Here is a 16,683-nt window from a genome sequence, read left to right on the forward strand (position 1 = left end):
TAGCGCAAAACACCGAGCGATGCACGAGGTCAAGATTTGAAAATCATCATCCGCCTTATGGCTGTGCTTGTGCTGGTCTTCGTCCTGCCGACACTGGTTTCGGCCGGATTGTGGGCGACGGCGGACAGGCTCGGGCGGTGGAGCGAGGCAAACTGGGGTTCGGCCGGCATCCTGCCCGATGCTGACGCCACATCCGAAGCCTCGATCCATGTCTTCTCGGCGATGACCGGCGGATTGAAGGGTGCCGTCGCCAGCCATGCCTGGATCGTGACCAAGGAAAAGGGCGGCGCCTATCAGCGCTATGACAAGGTCGGCTGGGGTACGCCGATCCGCCGCAACCACCGGGCGCCGGACGGTTTCTGGTATTCCAATCCGCCAAGGCTGGTTGTCGAGATCAAGGGGGCGGAGGCCGAGCGACTGATCCCCAAGATCGAGGCGGCGATCGAGAGCTATCCGCATGGCGAGCCGGGTGGGTACAGGATCTATCCGGGACCGAATTCGAACACTTTCGTCGCCCATGTGCTGCGCAGCGTCCCGGAACTCGGCGCCGTGCTGCCGCCGGATGCGGTGGGACGCGACTATCTGGACAATGGCGGTTTTGTTGCGATGGACGGGGACGGTCGCGACCTGCATCTGAGCCTTGCCGGACTTGCCGGCGTTTCGCTGGGTGCGCGCAGCGGCATCGAGGTCAATTTCCTCGGGCTGGTGGCGGGCGTGGACTTCAATCGCCCTGCCCTCAAGGTTCCCGGCTTCGGTTATGTCGGCTGGTGAGCTAATTCAAACAAAAGTCCGGAATCAAAAAGAGCCGCACTAGGCGGCTCTCCATGAGTTTTGGTCCCTAAGCTGGGCCCGGACGCTGCCAGGCAGCGGCCAAAGGAAGGTGGCGTCAGGCCGAGGGCTGCCCCGTCAAAACCATCACCTTGCCAAAGCCCCAAACGCAGACCGAAATCTCATTAGACATTGGATCACCTTCCTTTCGTTACGTTGTCGATGACTAAAAGGTAGGTGCATTGCAGCACTTCTGCAAGCCACGTTATATGACAGGCGCCGAAGATTCTTTATTGGACTTTTGACCGGGAAAGCACGATCATTCGCGCGCCGGAGATGTTCGCTGAGTGAGAAGACACAGCAAACCCGGTCAAATACCCCCACAAAATCAGCCCAGCGTCAGCACGATCTTGCCGATATGGCTGGAGCTTTCCATTAGGCGGTGCGCTTCAACCATCTCCTCGATCGGCAGCACGCGATGGATGACGGGCGCGACGTCGCCCGCTTCGATCAACGGCCAGACCTCAGCCTGCAATTCATCGCGGATGGCGCGCTTTTCTTCCGCCGTGCGCGGCCGCATGGTCGATCCGGTGACCGTCAGCCGCTTGACCATGATCGGAGACAGATTGACCTTGTCGGCCACGGCACCGCCGAGGAAGGCGATGATCGAGAGACATCCATCCTTGGCGAGAACCTGCAGGTTGCGGTCGAAATAGGACGCCCCGATCATGTCGAGCACGACATCGACACCCTTGCCGGCGGTCTCTTCCCTGACCAGTTCGACGAAATCCTCGAGCTTGTAGTTGATCGCGCGGGCAGCACCGAGATCCATGCAGGCGGCGCATTTTTCCGCCGATCCCGCCGTCGTGTAGACAGTTGCGCCAAAGGCGCGCGCGAGCTGGATGGCGGTGGTGCCGATGCCCGAGGACCCACCGTGGATCAGCACCGTTTCGCCTTCGGTCAGGCCAGCCATCTGGAAAAGATTGGCCCAGACGGTGAAGAAGGTTTCCGGCAGGGCCGCCGCCTTGACCGCATCATAGCCACGCGGCCAGAACAGGGCCTGCGTCGCGGGGACCGCGCAGAATTCGGCGTAGCCTCCACCATTGGCCAATGCGCAGACCTTGTCGCCAATGGCAAAACCGGAGACGCCCTCGCCAAGCTCGACCACCTCGCCGGCAACTTCGAGGCCGAGGATCGGGCTTGCATCCTTCGGGGCCGGATAGGTTCCCTGGCGCTGAGCGACATCGGGCCTGTTGACCCCGGCCGCTTCGACACGGATGAGGATTTCGCCGGGGCGTGGCCTGGGCACCGGCCCGGTCGCCAGCCGCATGACCTCGGCTGGACCATGGGTGGGCAGATCGACATAGCGCATGGTGTCTGGAAGAGACATAGGCGGGCTCCCTCGCGTTGATTGCAGACCGGCATAGAGCAGCGCAATTGCGATGAAAAGGAGGCTCTTTGCCACCCGCGACAAATGGCCTTGGTGAACCCTGGGGCGCCATGCCGTTCGACGCGTCGGGCGCGCTTCGGTAGAATACCGACATGCAACCCCGAGTACCCGATCCCCGCGGCGATGTGCATGGCCTGCAAGCGTAGCGCCTGACAGTCAGACATATCTGATTATGCCGATATCACTGCATTAAATCAAAGACATGAAGAATGATCACGGTGTCGTGAACATGACACCAGTGCCGTTTCTTGGGATGCGTCATTAACCGATTGCTAACCATAAAACGGTTGTATCGAGTAACAAGACTTCGCCCATGACGGGCTGCAAAAAATCAAAACACTTGAGATTTTCATGGCCAGTATTCTGACGAATCTGGGCGCCATCAGTGCGCTCCAGACATTGCGTTCCATTGCCTCCGATCTGGAAACGACACAGGGCCAGGCCTCTTCGGGCCTGCGCGTGTCCGTTGCCGCCGACAATGCAGCCTATTGGTCGATTGCCACGACCATGCGCTCCGACACCATGGCGATCTCGGCGGTCAGCGACGCGCTGGGCCTCGGGGCGGCAACGGTGGATACCGCCTATACCGGCACGGAGGCCATTGTCGACGTGCTTGGCGAATACAAGGCCAAGCTCGTCGCCGCGAAGGAACAGGGCGTCGACAGGGCCAAGATCCAGGAGGAACTCGACCAGTTAAATGACCAGGCGGAAAGCGTGGTCGCCTCGTCCAGCTTCAGCGGCGAGAACTGGCTGAAGACGAATGCCGCGACGCATCTCAACGAAACCGCTCAGCTCAACACGTCGCTCGTTTCGTCCTTCGTCCGCGATGCCAACAACAATGTGCAGGTGAAGACGATCAATGTCGACCTGAAACAGACCAGCATGCTGAACACCGGCGGCGGCGGCATCCTGCAGAAGCAGTTGCACAGCGTCGGCGACATCGGCGGCTTCCGCGACACCGGCGTCAATTCCGTCGCCCATGAGGGGCATGAAAGTTATGCCTTTACCGGCAGCAGCACATTTGCCGCTACCGACTACATCAACTTCACCCTGACCGTCGATGCAGGCGCCTATTCGGCCGGCAACGACTATGCGCTGACGATCGACAAAGCGGTGGTCGATGCGGCACTGGGCACGACCGACGGCAAGATCAATACGGCGGTGCAATTGCGTGCCGTGCTGGAACGCCTGTTCCAGGACAATGGCGTGCCGGCCACGGCCTATGAGAGTATGTTTACCAGCGTGTCTTCCACGAGCGAATTCGAGATCGGCTCGCTGGAGACATCCGGCCATGACGGCTCGAGTATCTCGATTTCGGCCGTCACATCGGATTTCGGCGGCGTCTATCCGGCGAATTTCGCCATGGGGCTTGAGAATGCGCCGAGCGACAAGCATGACAACATGTATCCCAAGGCATCGATCTCCTTCACGACGCCATTTACCGTCTCGGCGCTGGCGGAGGTCTATTTCGACGTCGAGGTCGGCTCAGGGGGACGCCAGACCTATACGATCGACCGCGGCGTGGTCGATACGGCGCTCGGCACCAGCGACGGCTATATCGGCTCCGCCGCCGATCTTGCCGCGGTGATCACGCAGGCGTCTGCCGGCAGCGCCCTGAGCGCGACGGCGAGCGGCAACAGCATTACCTTCGCGGCCGATCAGACAGTCTATCCCGAGGCCGGCAATCGCGCAGCCCGGGTCTATGTCGGCAATGTCCAGTCCAACCCGCCCTATGCACCGGATTTCGACCTCGCAGAGGTGGATATTACCCAGAACCTGCGCACCATCGACCAATATATCAAGGGCGTCGACCACATGGAGAAGCTTGCCATCTCCAGCGCGAGCAAGCTCGGTTCATTCCAGACACGCATCGACATGCAGGCCGATTTCGCCGAAAAACTCTCCGATTCGATCGATACGGGTGTGGGGCGCCTGGTGGATGCTGACCTGAACGAGGTATCCACCCGCCTGAAGGCACTTCAGACGCGGGAACAACTGGGCATCCAGTCCCTGCAGATCGCCAACAGCAGCGCCGAAACCATACTGCAGCTGTTCAGACAGTGATTGGCGGTAATAGATCGACGCGGATCCGCGCGTCGATCACGCAGCGCCGAACGTGCCCAGGGCCAGACCGGTATCGCTGTCCTTGGCGGATTTCTTCAGGTCGGCGATTTCGGCGCTGATGCGGCTGACGTCGTCGATCACCCGCCCCCTTGGCAATTCCAGCACGCCGATCGAGCAACGCATCAGCGCGAAATCGCGTTCCTGGCCGTGCCGGTCCACGCCTTTGATGCGGCCCGCATGGCGATCGTTTTCGGAGTAGAGTTCGATGACATCGTCATGGAAGTCCGACAGCAGCCGGTCGAGGATCTCGGTCAGCTCCTCGCGGCTCCAGTCGCTGACGCCGATGAAGAAATCATCGCCGCCGACATGGCCGAGGAAATCGCCGTCGGAGAAGAAATAGCGGCGCAGGAGGGCGGCAAACAGGCTGATCGCGTGGTCACCGAGATGGAAGCCGTAGTGATCGTTGAACGGCTTGAAATTGTCGAAATCGCAGTAGCAGAAATAGCGCGTCTCATCGCCGTCGAGCGCGATGTCGCGCATGTAGTCGCGGATGGCGCGGTTGCCTGGCAGGCCGGTCAGCGGGTTCTGGTCCTGGGCCGTCTTCAGGCGCTTCTCGTTCATCACGCGGATCAGCGATGCGGCCGAGACGACGCCGGCATAACGCATGTTTTCGGTCAGGATGACGCAGTCGGAGCCTTCCATATTGGCGAAGATGGTCATCAGCCGCTCGGCATCGGCATCCAGCCCGACGATCGGGGCGCGATCGACGAAATGCGAGATCGAGCGTTCATAGACCTTGTTCTTCAGCAGGTCGCGGCCGAAGGGCTGATAGATATATTCCTTCAGGTGGATCTCGTTGATGATGCCGCGCGGCTCGCCATTGGCGTTGAGAACGGGAAAGAAGCTCTGGCCGGGATTGCGGCGGAAGAGATCGAAGACATGCTCGATGTTTTCGTGCTCGTAGACCGTCGGCATCAGTTCGATCTGCTTGCGGATCAGCACTTCATCCAGCGACTGGGTGCTGCGGCGAACCTTGCCGATCTCCTGCAGATGCGGAAAGGCGCTTTTCAGCTCCGTGATCATGGTGGTCGGCCGGGCAATGAACCAGCCCTGGACGAGATCAACGCCGAATTCACGGCAGGCGATGAATTCCGCTTCCGTCTCGATGCCCTCGGCAATGACGCGCACGCCGAGAACGTGGCAGAAATTGACGATGTTCTTGACCAGGTGGCGTTTGCGCGGATTGCTGTCGAGGCCGGCGATGAAATGGCGGTCAATCTTCACGTAATCGACGGGGAAATCGCAGAGCAGCTTCATTTCACCATGACCGACGCCGAAATCGTCGATGGCGAGCTTGAAGCCTGATCGACGCAGGCGCGCAATCAGGCCCGAAAATTCCGGCACCTGGGTATTGTCGAAACGCTCGGACAGTTCGAAACAGACGGAGGACGGCGGGATATTTGCCTTGCGCAACTGGTCGAGCAGCGTATCGACCAGGGCATTGCCGTCGCGGATCAGCCGGACATCGAGATTGAGGAACAGGGTGGCGGCCGAACAATCCGGAAGGGTGGCGAACTTGGCGAGCGCGCGGCTCGACACCATCTGCTCCAGCGCCAGCAACTCGCCACTCTCATAGGCCTGGTCGAGCAGATCGAGCGGCGACTGGAAACCGATGCGATCATGGCCGCGCATCAGGCTTTCATAACCGAAGACCGCGCCGGTTCCGACTTCGACAATCGGCTGCAGCGCGTTTTCGACCACCAGCTTGGCCAGGGTGAGCAGTTGGTCATTGGCGAAGCGACGCAAGACGCCGCCATCCTCAACAACGCCCAGAACCATGACTTTCTCCAGTATGCATTTGTTTTTATGGGACGAAACTTGACCTGCAATTCGTCAAGAAAACCTTTCCGGGATGTGACAGCCATATGAACATTTGATGACGGCCCTACCTGCACGCGAGACGGGCAAGCGCTGCGGTCCCTGCGCCGCAACGTGCTTGCCGTCGTGATGGCCCGGCGCAGAAGCACTTTTGCCATTTTGCCGGCATTGCCGACCCTTGCCCATGGCGAACCACCGGTTGCGCCCCGCCCCGCGCCGGTGTCTGGATTTACCGTAAACAATCCGTCGACGGGCTGGCGAAGTCTGTTGCGATCAGCTTGGGCGGATAAAATTTTTATTGATTGATCAGTCAATCAAAAATATATTGACGATTGAAAGGATGCCTCGATGCCGAAAGTCGGAATGGAACCGGTCCGCCGCAAGGCGCTTGTCGATGCCGCGCTGAAGGCGATCGGACATCACGGCTCGCTGTCGGTGACGATGTCGGAGATCGCGCGCGAGGCGGGTGTGTCGCCAGCGCTGGCGCATCACTATTTCGGCTCCAAGGACCAGTTGCTGATCGAGACGATCCGCTCTCTTCTCAGGCAGCTCAGGGCGGACGCGGTCATGGCGTTGGCCCAGGCGGAGACGCCGCGCGCACGGATTTCGGCGGTCATCCGGATTTCCTTCCAGGCCGACCAGTTCGCGCCTGACGTGGTGGCCGCCTGGCTTGCCTTCTATTCGCAGGCCCAGCGTTCGGAAGCGGTGCGCCGGCTGCTTGCCCTCTATGCGCGGCGGCTGCATTCCAACCTGATGTCCGGCCTGAAACCGCTTTGCGGGCTTGAAGACGCGGGCCGGATTGCCGATGGCGCGGCTGCGATGATCGACGGGCTCTATATCCGGCAGTCTCTGAAGGCAGCCCCACTGTCGATCGATGCCTCGGTCGCCTTGGTCGAGGATTATGTGGCGGGGCAGCTTGCCTCCCACCCTCCCCGTGAGGGGGAGGCGCGGACCAAAGGTCCGGGGTGGGGTGAAGCATGAGCCGCGCATGCCGAGCGAAGCGAAGAATAGAGCTCACCCCCACCCGCCGCTTCGCGGCGACCTCCCCCCTCAAGGGGGAGGCGGAGAGAAACCACCCGTCCGGAGAGACATCATGAAAGCCCAACCGAAAGCCTCCCATTTCATCGACGGCGAGTATGTCGAGGACGAAGCCGGCACCGTCATCGAGAGTATCTATCCGGCGACCGGCGAAGTGATCGCGAAGCTACATGCGGCAACGCCGGCGATCGTCGAACAGGCGATTGCATCGGCCAAGAGGGCGCAGAAGGAATGGGGCGCGATGAGCCCGACGGCGCGCGGCCGTATCCTGAGAAAGGCAGCAGAGATGATCCGGCTGCGCAATCGCGAATTGTCGGAACTCGAGACGCTCGATACCGGCAAGCCGATCCAGGAAACGATCGTTGCCGATGCGACCTCGGGCGCCGACAGCTTCGAATTCTTCGGCGGCATCATCGCGTCAGCGATGAACGGCAGCCAGATACCGCTCGGCGGCGACTGGGCCTATACCAAACGCGTGCCGCTCGGCGTGGTCGTCGGCATCGGCGCCTGGAACTATCCGCAGCAGATCGCCTGCTGGAAGGGGGCGCCGGCACTCGCCGCCGGCAATGCGATGGTGTTCAAGCCGTCGGAAGTGACGCCGCTCGGTGCATTGAGGATCGCCGAGATCCTGATCGAGGCGGGCGTTCCGAAGGGCGTCTACAATGTCATCCAGGGCGACCGCGACACCGGTCCGCTGCTGGTCAATCATCCTGACGTCGCCAAGGTATCGCTGACCGGCTCGGTGCCGACCGGCCGCAAGGTGGCGGGGGCAGCGGCTGCCCAACTCAAACATGTGACCATGGAACTCGGCGGCAAGTCGCCGCTGATCGTGTTTGACGATGCGGATATCGAAAGTGCCATTTCCGGCGCCATGCTCGGCAATTTCTATTCGACCGGCCAGGTCTGCTCGAACGGCACACGTGTCTTCGTGCACCGGGCGATGAAGGACAGGTTCCTCGCCCGGCTGAAAGAGCGCACCGAGGCGATCATCATCGGCGACCCGCAGGACGAAGCGACCCAGATGGGGCCGATGGTCTCCTGGGCGCAGCGCGAAAAGGTGCTCGGCTATATCGAAAAGGGCAAGGCCGAGGGTGCCACGCTTGTCACCGGCGGCGGCATTCCCAACGATGTCGCGCCGAGCAAGGGGGCCGGCGAAGGCTATTACATCCAGCCGACGGTGTTTGCCGATGTCACCGACGACATGACGATCGCCCGCGAGGAGATCTTCGGACCGGTGATGTGCGTGCTCGATTTCGACGACGAGGCAGAGGTGATCGGCCGCGCCAACGCCACCGAATTCGGCCTGGCGGCCGGCGTGTTCACGGCGGATTTTTCCCGCGCGCACCGGGTTGTCGACCAGCTCGAGGCCGGCACGCTGTGGATCAACACCTACAATCTCTGCCCGGTGGAAATCCCCTTCGGCGGCTCGAAGCAGTCCGGTTTCGGCCGCGAGAATTCGGCCGTGGCGCTGGAGCATTATTCCGAGCTGAAGACGGTTTATGTCGGCATGGGCAAATGCGAGGCGCCGTATTGATTTGACCCACCCGAGCTCTCACTGGGAGAGCTCGGGCACCATCATCACACTTCCGAGGCTGGGATTTTTACCGCAATGAACCAGGCAGACTTCATCATCATCGGTTCCGGCTCGGCCGGCTCGGCGCTGGCTTACCGGCTGTCGGAAGACGGCAAGAATACCGTCATGGTGCTGGAATATGGCGGCTCGGATATCGGGCCGTTCATCCAGATGCCGGCAGCGCTGGCTTGGCCGATGAGCATGAAGCGTTACAATTGGGGTTATCTCTCCGAGCCGGAGCCGAATCTCAACAACCGGCGGATCACGGCGCCGCGCGGCAAGGTGATCGGCGGGTCATCCTCGATCAACGGCATGGTCTATGTGCGCGGCTCGGCGGATGACTTCGATAGCTGGGAAGCTCTCGGCGCCAGCGGCTGGGCCTATGCCGACGTGCTGCCTTACTTCAAGCGCATGGAGAATTCGCATGGCGGCCAGGATGGCTGGCGCGGCACCGACGGGCCGCTGCATGTGCAGCGCGGTCCGGCGAAGAACCCGCTGGTGCGGGCCTTTGTCGAGGCCGGCCGGGAAGCCGGTTTCGAGACGACCGAAGACTATAATGGTGAGAAGCAGGAAGGCTTTGGCCTGATGGAGCAGACCATCTGGCGCTCGCGCCGCTGGTCTGCCGCCAATGCCTATCTGAAGCCGGCCATGAAGCGACCGAATGTCGAATTGGTGCGCTGCTTTGCCCGGAAGATCGTGATCGAGAACGGCCGGGCCGTCGGCGTCGAGATCGAGCGCAATGGCAAAATCGAAGTTGTGAAGGCCAATCGCGAGGTGATCGTCTCAGCCTCGACCTTCAACACGCCGAAGCTGCTGATGCTGTCCGGCATCGGGCCGGCCGCGCATCTGAAGGACATGGGCATCGAGGTGAAGGTCGACCGGCCGGGCGTTGGCGCAAATCTGATGGACCATATGGAATTCTACTTTCAGCAGGTCTCCACCAAGCCTGTGTCGCTCTATTCGTGGCTGCCCTGGTTCTGGCAGGGGGTGGCAGGCGCGCAGTGGCTGTTTTCCGGCACGGGGCTCGGCGGCTCGAATCAGTTCGAATCTTGCGCCTTCGTGCGCTCGGCGGCCGGCGTCAAGCAGCCCGATATCCAGTTCCATTTCCTGCCGGTCGCCATTTCCTATGACGGCAAGGCGGCGGCGAAAAGCCACGGTTTTCAGGTGCATGTCGGCTACAACCATTCGAAATCGCGCGGCGCGGTCACGCTCGCCTCGGCCGATCCGATGGCCGATCCGCTGATCAAGTTCAACTATATGAGCCATGAGGAAGACTGGGTGAAGTTCCGCCACTGCGTGCGCCTCACCCGCGAGATTTTTGGCCAGAAGGCGTTCGATGCGTTTCGCGGCCCGGAAATCCAGCCGGGCGAAGGCGTGCAGAGCGACGATCAGATCGACGCCTTCCTGCGCGAACATCTGGAAAGCGCCTATCACCCGAGCGGCACGGCCAAGATGGGATCGAAGGATGATCCGATGGCGGTCGTCGATCCGGAATGCCGGGTGATCGGGGTCGACGGCTTGCGCGTTGCGGACTCCTCCATCTTCCCGCGCCTGACCTATGGCAATCTCAACGGCCCGTCGATCATGACCGGCGAAAAGGCTGCCGACCATATTCTCGGCAAGCAGCCCCTGCCCCGCAGCAACCAGGAGCCGTGGATCAATCCGCGCTGGGAGACGAGCGACCGGTAGTGCGGGACGTTCAGCGATAGTCGTCCTCGCGCTGATGGCGACCTCGTTGGCATGCTTGATCTGAACAAGCGCGATATAACCGGCTGAACCAAACGGAATGACCAGCTCGCGTAGGAACGCGATCGTCCCCCGGTGCCTTTCTGGCCGTAAAGGGAAAGTCCTGCAGAGAATTGATCGCCTTGGTGATCTTGCCCAAGGCCTTCTCCGCCGCGTCGAAATCTCGCTCAAGAAGGTATGCATATAGGCGCTTCAGGTCGGCACGGGCTTCCGCCGTGTACCGAAGCCGATAGGTCATCGGCTCCGTTCCGCGCGCTTTTCCTCAAGCATGACCTTCAGTTCGGCATGGACATCATCAGCGTCATAAAAAATGCCGGTGCGCTCCGCTTCGGCCAGCGACGCCAGTCCCCTTGCGATGAAGTCGGCCTGGACCTTGCGATACTCGACCTCGGCGCGGGCGGATCGGTCGATCAGCTCGGAGACGGTCTCTCCCTCGCGCAGCACGCTTTTGGCAGCGGCCTGGAATTCCTCGTCGTCCAACACGCTCGGCTTTGCTGCCGGCTCGGCTTCGGGTTTGGCATTCGAGGTCATCGGCGATTGTCCGGTTGGAGCTGCCCGTCCATATAGCGCAGAATCCGAGAGCTGATAAGGCATGAGGTTTTCCGGCGCCACCAGCGTCTCGGCTCAACTCGAGCCGAGACGTTTCAGGATCAGATCGCTGAGCAGTTTGTAATTGCCGTCGAAGTGATGGCCGCCGGGGCGGGCGATGATCTGGGCACCTCTGATCGCGGCAACGGCCGGACAGGCACTGGCGGTTTCGGCAAGACCGTAGATGCACTGGATCTTGGCGGGTTCGACCGTCTTCAGAGCCTCGACCGGATCGCCGTGCCTGCCGGTGCCGGCCATGCCGAGCCAGCCGGTGACGGCGATCTCGAAATCGGCCTTGTGCGACAGCGCCAGCAGCGAGAGTTGGGTGACGACAGCCTTATCGGCCGGTGGCAGGCGGTTGTAGGTGGCGGGCAGGATGTCGGCGCCGAAAGAATAGCCGATCAGCACGACATTCTTGACGCCGAAGCGCTCTCGATAGGTGGCGATGATCTGCGACAGGTCTTTCGCCGTCTGCTCCGGGCTGCGTTCCTGCCAGAAATAGCGCAATGCATCGACGCCGATGACCGGGACGCCGTCGGCCTGCAGGAAGCCACCGAGCTTCTGGTCGATATCGCGCCAGCCGCCATCGCCGGAATAGATGATGGCAAGCGTGTCGAAGCGCGGCTCGGCCGGCAATTCGACAATCGGCAGGTCGAGCGGCGCGCGGCTTGCCCTGGTACGATCGAGTGCCGCCAGGGTTTCGCGTTCGAACAGGACGGCTGCTGTTTCTGCGCTGTCTTCCAACCGGATCTCCGGTTTTGCGGCTTTCAGCGCCAGCGCATGGCTTCGGCCGGTTTCGCTTGCCGCCGGCGAGAGGATGAGGCTGAGCGGATCGGGCAGCGGCGCGGGTTTCAGGCCGTAGACGATGCCGTTGCCCTCAGGTTTCTTTTCGGCCGGCGTGCAGAGCGGTCTGGCCAAAGGCAGGGCGGCGTGGGGGTCGACCGCAACCGTCTCGGCAATGGTCGAGTTGGGCGTCTGCGCGAGGATCGCCAGCGCCAGCGTCGCGCCCTCGCCCCAGCCGGCGATGATCGGCGGATGGAAGGTCTCGATCTGATGGGCGCGGTGGATCTGGCGGCCGAGCTTTTCGATGTCGGAGACCAGATAGAGGCAATCGCGCGTCTCGCGGCTGAGAGCGACCAGATAGGCCGGCAGGTCAACGCCGACGACGATGGCGCCGCTGTCGACCAGCCTGCGCTGGATGCGGTCCTCGTCTTGCGCCCAGCCATTCGCGTCAGACAAAAGGACGACGAGACCGGAAGGCGCGCCTTCGGGCATGACGATCCGGTCGGTCGGCAGGCTGACGGTGGCGAAATCGCCCGCCAGGGCCGGAGCTACAAACGATGCCGCAAGGGCAAGCGTCACTGCCAGCACTCTGCGCCCTCGGCTTGCCAGCGCCGGCGCCATCAACATCATCATCACCGCCTGCAGCCTGCTCATCGGCGCAGCACGCCCTTCAGGCCGCCGCCGATCAGCATGGTGACATCGACCAGCGAGGCGATCGGGAAGCCGGCTCCGGCAACGGCGAGATAACGCGGCTGCCAGTCGGGATCGAATTTCGACTTGAAGGCATGCACGCCGCGGAAATTGTAGAAACGCTCGCCGTTTTCATAGAGCTGGCGACCGACATGGTTCCAGATCGGCGCGCGCTTGTGGGTCGACAGGCCGGCAAGCGGTGCCATGCCGAGATTGAGGCTGCGGAAACCCTCGGCCTTCAGGTGTTCCATGATCCGGACGAACAGCAGGTCCATCATGCCGCGATGCACGCCAGGCAGATGGCGCATCAGGTCGATGAAGGCGTCGCCGCCGGAGGCCGTCGTCAGGATATTGGCAAAGGCCACGATGCGGCCTTCGAGGCGGATGACGGCAACCGGCTCGGACAGGACATAATGCGGCTTGAACGTGCCGAGCGAAAAACCCTTCTCGCCAGCCTTGTGTGCGGAAAGCCAGGCATCGGAGACCGCGGACAGCTCGTCGAACACCGCAGGCACGTCGGCCGGCGCCAGCAACTCGAATTCCAGGCCGTCGCGTTCGGCGCGGTTGATCGAGCGGCGCAGCTTCAGCCAGTCGCCGCCGGCCAGACTGAAACGCGACAGATCGACCACCGCCTGCTCTCCGAGCTTCAGCGCGTTCAGCCGGGCTTCGACGGTGACCGGCAGGAAGTCGGCCGAGACCTGGTAAAAAACCGGACGGCAGCGGCGGCTCTTCGCCTCGGCGATGAATTTCAGCGCCAGCGGCGCCCAGAGTGCCTTCGGCCCGACCGGGTCGAACAGCGCCACCATCGAGCGGCCGCGGCGGGCATACATGATGAAAGCTTGGCCGCAGTCGGAAAACAGCAGCTTCTTGTCGCCGAGGCGGACGAGGCCGGCGCTGGCATTGGGCTGGCTGGCGAGGATTTCGATCGCACGGGCGACGTCTTCCGCAGACGGCTGCTCGACACGGCGGCGCGGCAGGCGGACAAGCCCGCGCGAGGCGATGGCGCCGATCATCATGGTGACGCCCAGGGTGCTCTCCGCCGGATCGGCGATGTGACGCGACAACCAGAAGCGCCAGGCGATCTCCAGCAGGCTTTCCTCGAAAAACAGCGGCACGGCCGTGGCGAGAGACAGGAGCGCCAGAAGCACTGCGCTGACGGGTCTGGAACGGGCCAGCGCACGCAGCGATGCGGTCAACAGCGAGACATAGACAGGAGTTGTGCGAGCGGCCGGGACGGCGGGCGCTGATATCTCGGCTTCAACGGCGAATTGCGCCATGCGGGGAACCATTAATTCATTGAGATAGAACGCCCATTAGCGTCCATGCATGGAGCGGAGCTTGCGTCATGCGGTCAAGCGAGCGGGCAGGCCCCTATCGTCGGGCAAGACACCGGATCGTGGCGCCGGTCAACCCCCATTCGCCCGCATATCCGACGAGGCGCCACCCTATCCCCAATGTGTCGTAGACGCGCGGTGGCGCAATGCCACCTGACCGGCCGTGCCAGCTGAGGCGTTGCCCAGGCTCAATTGCCGCGCAGCACGGTGGCGGCCAGCGAGAAGGGACTGGAAATGGTTTGCGCCGCGGCATCGAAAATGAATGCGCCGGCATCGCCAAGGCCGGCATTGGCGGTCGGTTTGCTCAATGTCTTCGCCAGGGCTACTGCCTCGACATAACGATTGTGGTTGGTGGCATCGAGCGATTCCAGCGAGGAGATATCGATGACGTTGACGCCGGCCGTCTTTGCCGCATCGGCGACCTTGGGATCGTTGACATCGACTGCGCCGACACGCTGCGAGCCAGCGCCGAGAATGCTCGACACCTTGAGTGCGCGATCGTCCGGCGAGACGAGAATGGTGATCGGACGGCGCATCGGGCCAATGACATCCAGCTGGGAGACAAACACATCCGCATCGATATCGGGGGCGGCCAGAATGACCCGCAGGCGGTTCAAGACGTCACTGCGGCCCTGCAGCTTCAACTGGCGCAGAGCCTCGACGGTCAGCCAGCCGCCCATGGAATGGGCAAAGACCTCGACATCCGTTCCCTTGGTCCGGGCGGTCAGATCGACAAGCAACTGGGCCAGCGCATCACGGGAATAGGTGGCCGATTCCTTGTCGGCCACATAGGCGGGGATGGCGGCATGCGAGGGCCACGAGAACACGATCGGCGAACCGTCGATGTCGCTGTCGGTCTTCAACTGCGCCAGGCGGTATAGCGCTTCCTGGAAATTGTAGTTGTAGCCATGCACGAAGACGGTCGGAATGGAACTCTTGCCGGTTCGCCGCGCCACCGCATCGAGCAATTGCTCGCGCTGCATGACGGACTGATCGATTACGGCAAAATCCGTGGACGGATCGACCTTGGAGCCCTTTGGCCATTCGATATTGGACGGCTTGTGACTGGCCGGGATCGACACGTCGAAGCTGGCGTAATTGACAGTGCGCGCCTTTCCGGCCGTGAAGACATTCTTGCCCGGCTCGGCCCGGTCTCGCGTGGTGACGGCATAGAGCGTTTCGACCTTGACCGGCTTGAACTTCGCATCGCTGATCGGAGCCAGTGTTTCCGGTCCGGGTCGACCGGCGCAGGCCGACAATCCGATGGCCATACAGACGGCAAGAACCATGCCTGGCCGCAGATTGCGGCTCGTCACGCGGGAAACACTCATGCCAGACCTGTCCTTGACCTTCGCCGCCCTGTTCGAACCATCATGGTCGGGCCGGCGGAACCTATACTGTGCGGCTTGTCATTCGCCAAGTCGCACACAGGCCACACGGCCGAAAGAATGCAATGCAGGTGCCTGTCATCTTCGTATCATTTGCCTCACACATATCCGTATCGTTATGGATTATGCCGAGATTATTATTTGCGGGCGTCCGGCACTTCTGCAAACATAACCATATTGGGGGAGGAGCTGCGATCACGGAGGATCGTCACTCCGGAGGCGAAATGACCGGGATTGCACCTGTCCTTTCATCCGGCGTTGCGGCATGGCTGAGCAACAGACCTCCCCGATATACGTCACGCGCACGTCTGGAGGAGATCATGTTGCGTAAATTCCTTTTTGCCGGATTGTCCGGAGCCGCATTGGCGGCAATGTCCACGTCGGCCTTCGCGGCCGAGGTGACGCTGAAACTGCACCAGTTCCTGCCGCCGCAAGCGACGATCCCCGCCAAGGTGCTCGCGCCATGGGCCGAGAAGATCAAGGCCGATTCCGGCGGACGCATCGAGGTCGAGCTTTATCCGGCCATGCAGCTCGGCGGAAAGCCGGCCGATCTGGTCGACCAGGTCAAGGACGGCGTCGTCGATATCACCTGGACGCTTTTCGGTTATACGCCGGGGCGCTTCCCGAAGTCGGAAGCCTTCGAACTGCCCTTCGTGATGACCACCGGCGCAGCGACGTCGCAGGCGTTCTACGACTACTATGAAAAGCACCTGACCGATGAGCTGAAGGACTTCCACGTTCTGGCGGTGCATACCCATGGTCCGGGGCTGATCCACACGATCGCGGCCAAGCCGGTGAAATCGCTGGAAGACATGAACGGGCTGAAACTGCGCGGCACGTCGAAAGTGGTCAACCAGATGCTGGAAGCGATGGGTGCGGCCCCGGTCGGCATGCCGGTAACGGCGGTGCCGGAAAGCCTGTCGAAGAGCGTCATCGACGGCACCGTGGTGCCTTGGGAAGTGACGCCGGCGATCAAGATCGCCGAGCTTGCGCCGAACCACACCGCGTTTTCCGGCAAGAACGGCCTTTACACCGGCACCTTCCTGTTTGCGATGAACAAGGACAGCTATGACGCCCTGCCCGACGACCTGAAGAAGGTCATCGACGCCAATTCCGGCAAGGCGCTAGCCCAGCAATTCGGCGTGGCGATGGACGAAGGCGACGTGCGCGGCAAGGACATTGCCGACAAGGCCGGCAATACGACGTTCACGCTCGACGAAACGGAAACCGCCCGCTGGAAAGCGGCCGGAGAAGCCGTGACCAAGGCCTGGATCGCCGACATGGACGACAAAGGTCTCGACGGAACGACGCTGCACAAGGATGCCGTTGCGCTGATCGAGCAATACAGCAAATAATCCCACAACCCTGTCTCCGGGCGCCGCC

13 protein-coding genes are annotated in these 16,683 nt (G+C 61.9%); 6 read left to right on the plus strand and 7 right to left on the minus strand.

Annotation, left to right across the window (positions count from 1 at the left end; translation table 11 throughout):
• Nucleotides 1-36 precede the first annotated feature (36 nt).
• Nucleotides 37-771: a DUF3750 domain-containing protein gene (locus PDO_RS06860; RefSeq protein WP_007599646.1), complete on the plus strand. Its 735-nt coding sequence runs from the start codon at nt 37-39 to the stop codon at nt 769-771.
• 385 nt (nt 772-1,156) lie between these two features.
• Here the strand turns inward: PDO_RS06860 and PDO_RS06865 are convergent, their stop codons facing one another.
• Nucleotides 1,157-2,158: an NAD(P)H-quinone oxidoreductase gene (locus tag PDO_RS06865; RefSeq protein WP_007599648.1), complete on the minus strand. Its 1,002-nt coding sequence runs from the start codon at nt 2,156-2,158 to the stop codon at nt 1,157-1,159.
• Nucleotides 2,159-2,569: 411 nt separating this feature from the next.
• On the opposite strand from PDO_RS06865, the gene PDO_RS29245 reads away from it, so the two are divergent.
• Complete coding sequence (locus tag PDO_RS29245; RefSeq protein ID WP_007599650.1) at nt 2,570-4,282, plus strand: flagellin N-terminal helical domain-containing protein; 1,713 nt, start codon at nt 2,570-2,572, stop codon at nt 4,280-4,282.
• Nucleotides 4,283-4,318: 36 nt separating this feature from the next.
• On the opposite strand, the gene PDO_RS06875 is transcribed toward PDO_RS29245, so the two are convergent.
• Nucleotides 4,319-6,121, minus strand: a complete 1,803-nt coding sequence (locus PDO_RS06875) for a bifunctional diguanylate cyclase/phosphodiesterase (RefSeq protein ID WP_007599656.1) — start codon at nt 6,119-6,121, stop codon at nt 4,319-4,321.
• A 387-nt stretch (nt 6,122-6,508) separates the two neighbouring features.
• Here PDO_RS06875 and betI point away from each other — a divergent pair, with 387 nt between their 5' ends.
• The 3 genes from betI (at nt 6,509) to betA (ending at nt 10,460) form a co-directional block, all read left to right on the plus strand.
• A complete protein-coding gene (gene betI / locus PDO_RS06880; protein WP_007599658.1) occupies nt 6,509-7,141 on the plus strand; it encodes a transcriptional regulator BetI in 633 nt (210 codons plus the stop codon).
• Between the two features lie 112 nt (nt 7,142-7,253).
• On the plus strand, nt 7,254-8,732 hold the full coding sequence (betB, locus tag PDO_RS06885; protein ID WP_007599660.1) for a betaine-aldehyde dehydrogenase: 1,479 nt from the start codon (nt 7,254-7,256) through the stop codon (nt 8,730-8,732).
• A gap of 75 nt (nt 8,733-8,807) precedes the next feature.
• Nucleotides 8,808-10,460, plus strand: a complete 1,653-nt coding sequence (betA, locus tag PDO_RS06890) for a choline dehydrogenase (RefSeq protein WP_007599662.1) — start codon at nt 8,808-8,810, stop codon at nt 10,458-10,460.
• A 10-nt stretch (nt 10,461-10,470) separates the two neighbouring features.
• On the opposite strand, the gene PDO_RS06895 is transcribed toward betA, so the two are convergent.
• From PDO_RS06895 to PDO_RS06915, 5 genes are all read right to left on the minus strand, one after another.
• Nucleotides 10,471-10,755, minus strand: coding sequence for a type II toxin-antitoxin system RelE/ParE family toxin (locus PDO_RS06895; RefSeq protein ID WP_244426372.1), 285 nt, complete (start codon nt 10,753-10,755; stop codon nt 10,471-10,473).
• A complete protein-coding gene (locus tag PDO_RS06900) occupies nt 10,752-11,048 on the minus strand; it encodes a hypothetical protein (protein WP_007599664.1) in 297 nt (98 codons plus the stop codon). Before PDO_RS06900 ends, PDO_RS06895 begins: the two co-directional genes overlap by 4 nt.
• Nucleotides 11,049-11,141: 93 nt before the next feature.
• Nucleotides 11,142-12,542 (minus strand): virulence factor family protein, encoded by a 1,401-nt coding sequence (locus PDO_RS06905; protein WP_007599666.1) that lies wholly within the window; start codon nt 12,540-12,542, stop codon nt 11,142-11,144.
• On the minus strand, nt 12,539-13,855 hold the full coding sequence (locus PDO_RS06910; protein ID WP_007599667.1) for a phosphatidylglycerol lysyltransferase domain-containing protein: 1,317 nt from the start codon (nt 13,853-13,855) through the stop codon (nt 12,539-12,541). Before PDO_RS06910 ends, PDO_RS06905 begins: the two co-directional genes overlap by 4 nt.
• A 245-nt stretch (nt 13,856-14,100) precedes the next feature.
• On the minus strand, nt 14,101-15,243 hold the full coding sequence (locus tag PDO_RS06915; protein WP_007599668.1) for an alpha/beta hydrolase: 1,143 nt from the start codon (nt 15,241-15,243) through the stop codon (nt 14,101-14,103).
• Between the two features lie 377 nt (nt 15,244-15,620).
• Between PDO_RS06915 and PDO_RS06920 the strand changes: the two genes are divergently transcribed.
• Nucleotides 15,621-16,655, plus strand: coding sequence for a TRAP transporter substrate-binding protein (locus PDO_RS06920; protein WP_007599669.1), 1,035 nt, complete (start codon nt 15,621-15,623; stop codon nt 16,653-16,655).
• Nucleotides 16,656-16,683 lie beyond the last annotated feature (28 nt).

The organism is Rhizobium sp. PDO1-076, from assembly GCF_000247475.1.
GTDB lineage: Bacteria > Pseudomonadota > Alphaproteobacteria > Rhizobiales > Rhizobiaceae > Allorhizobium.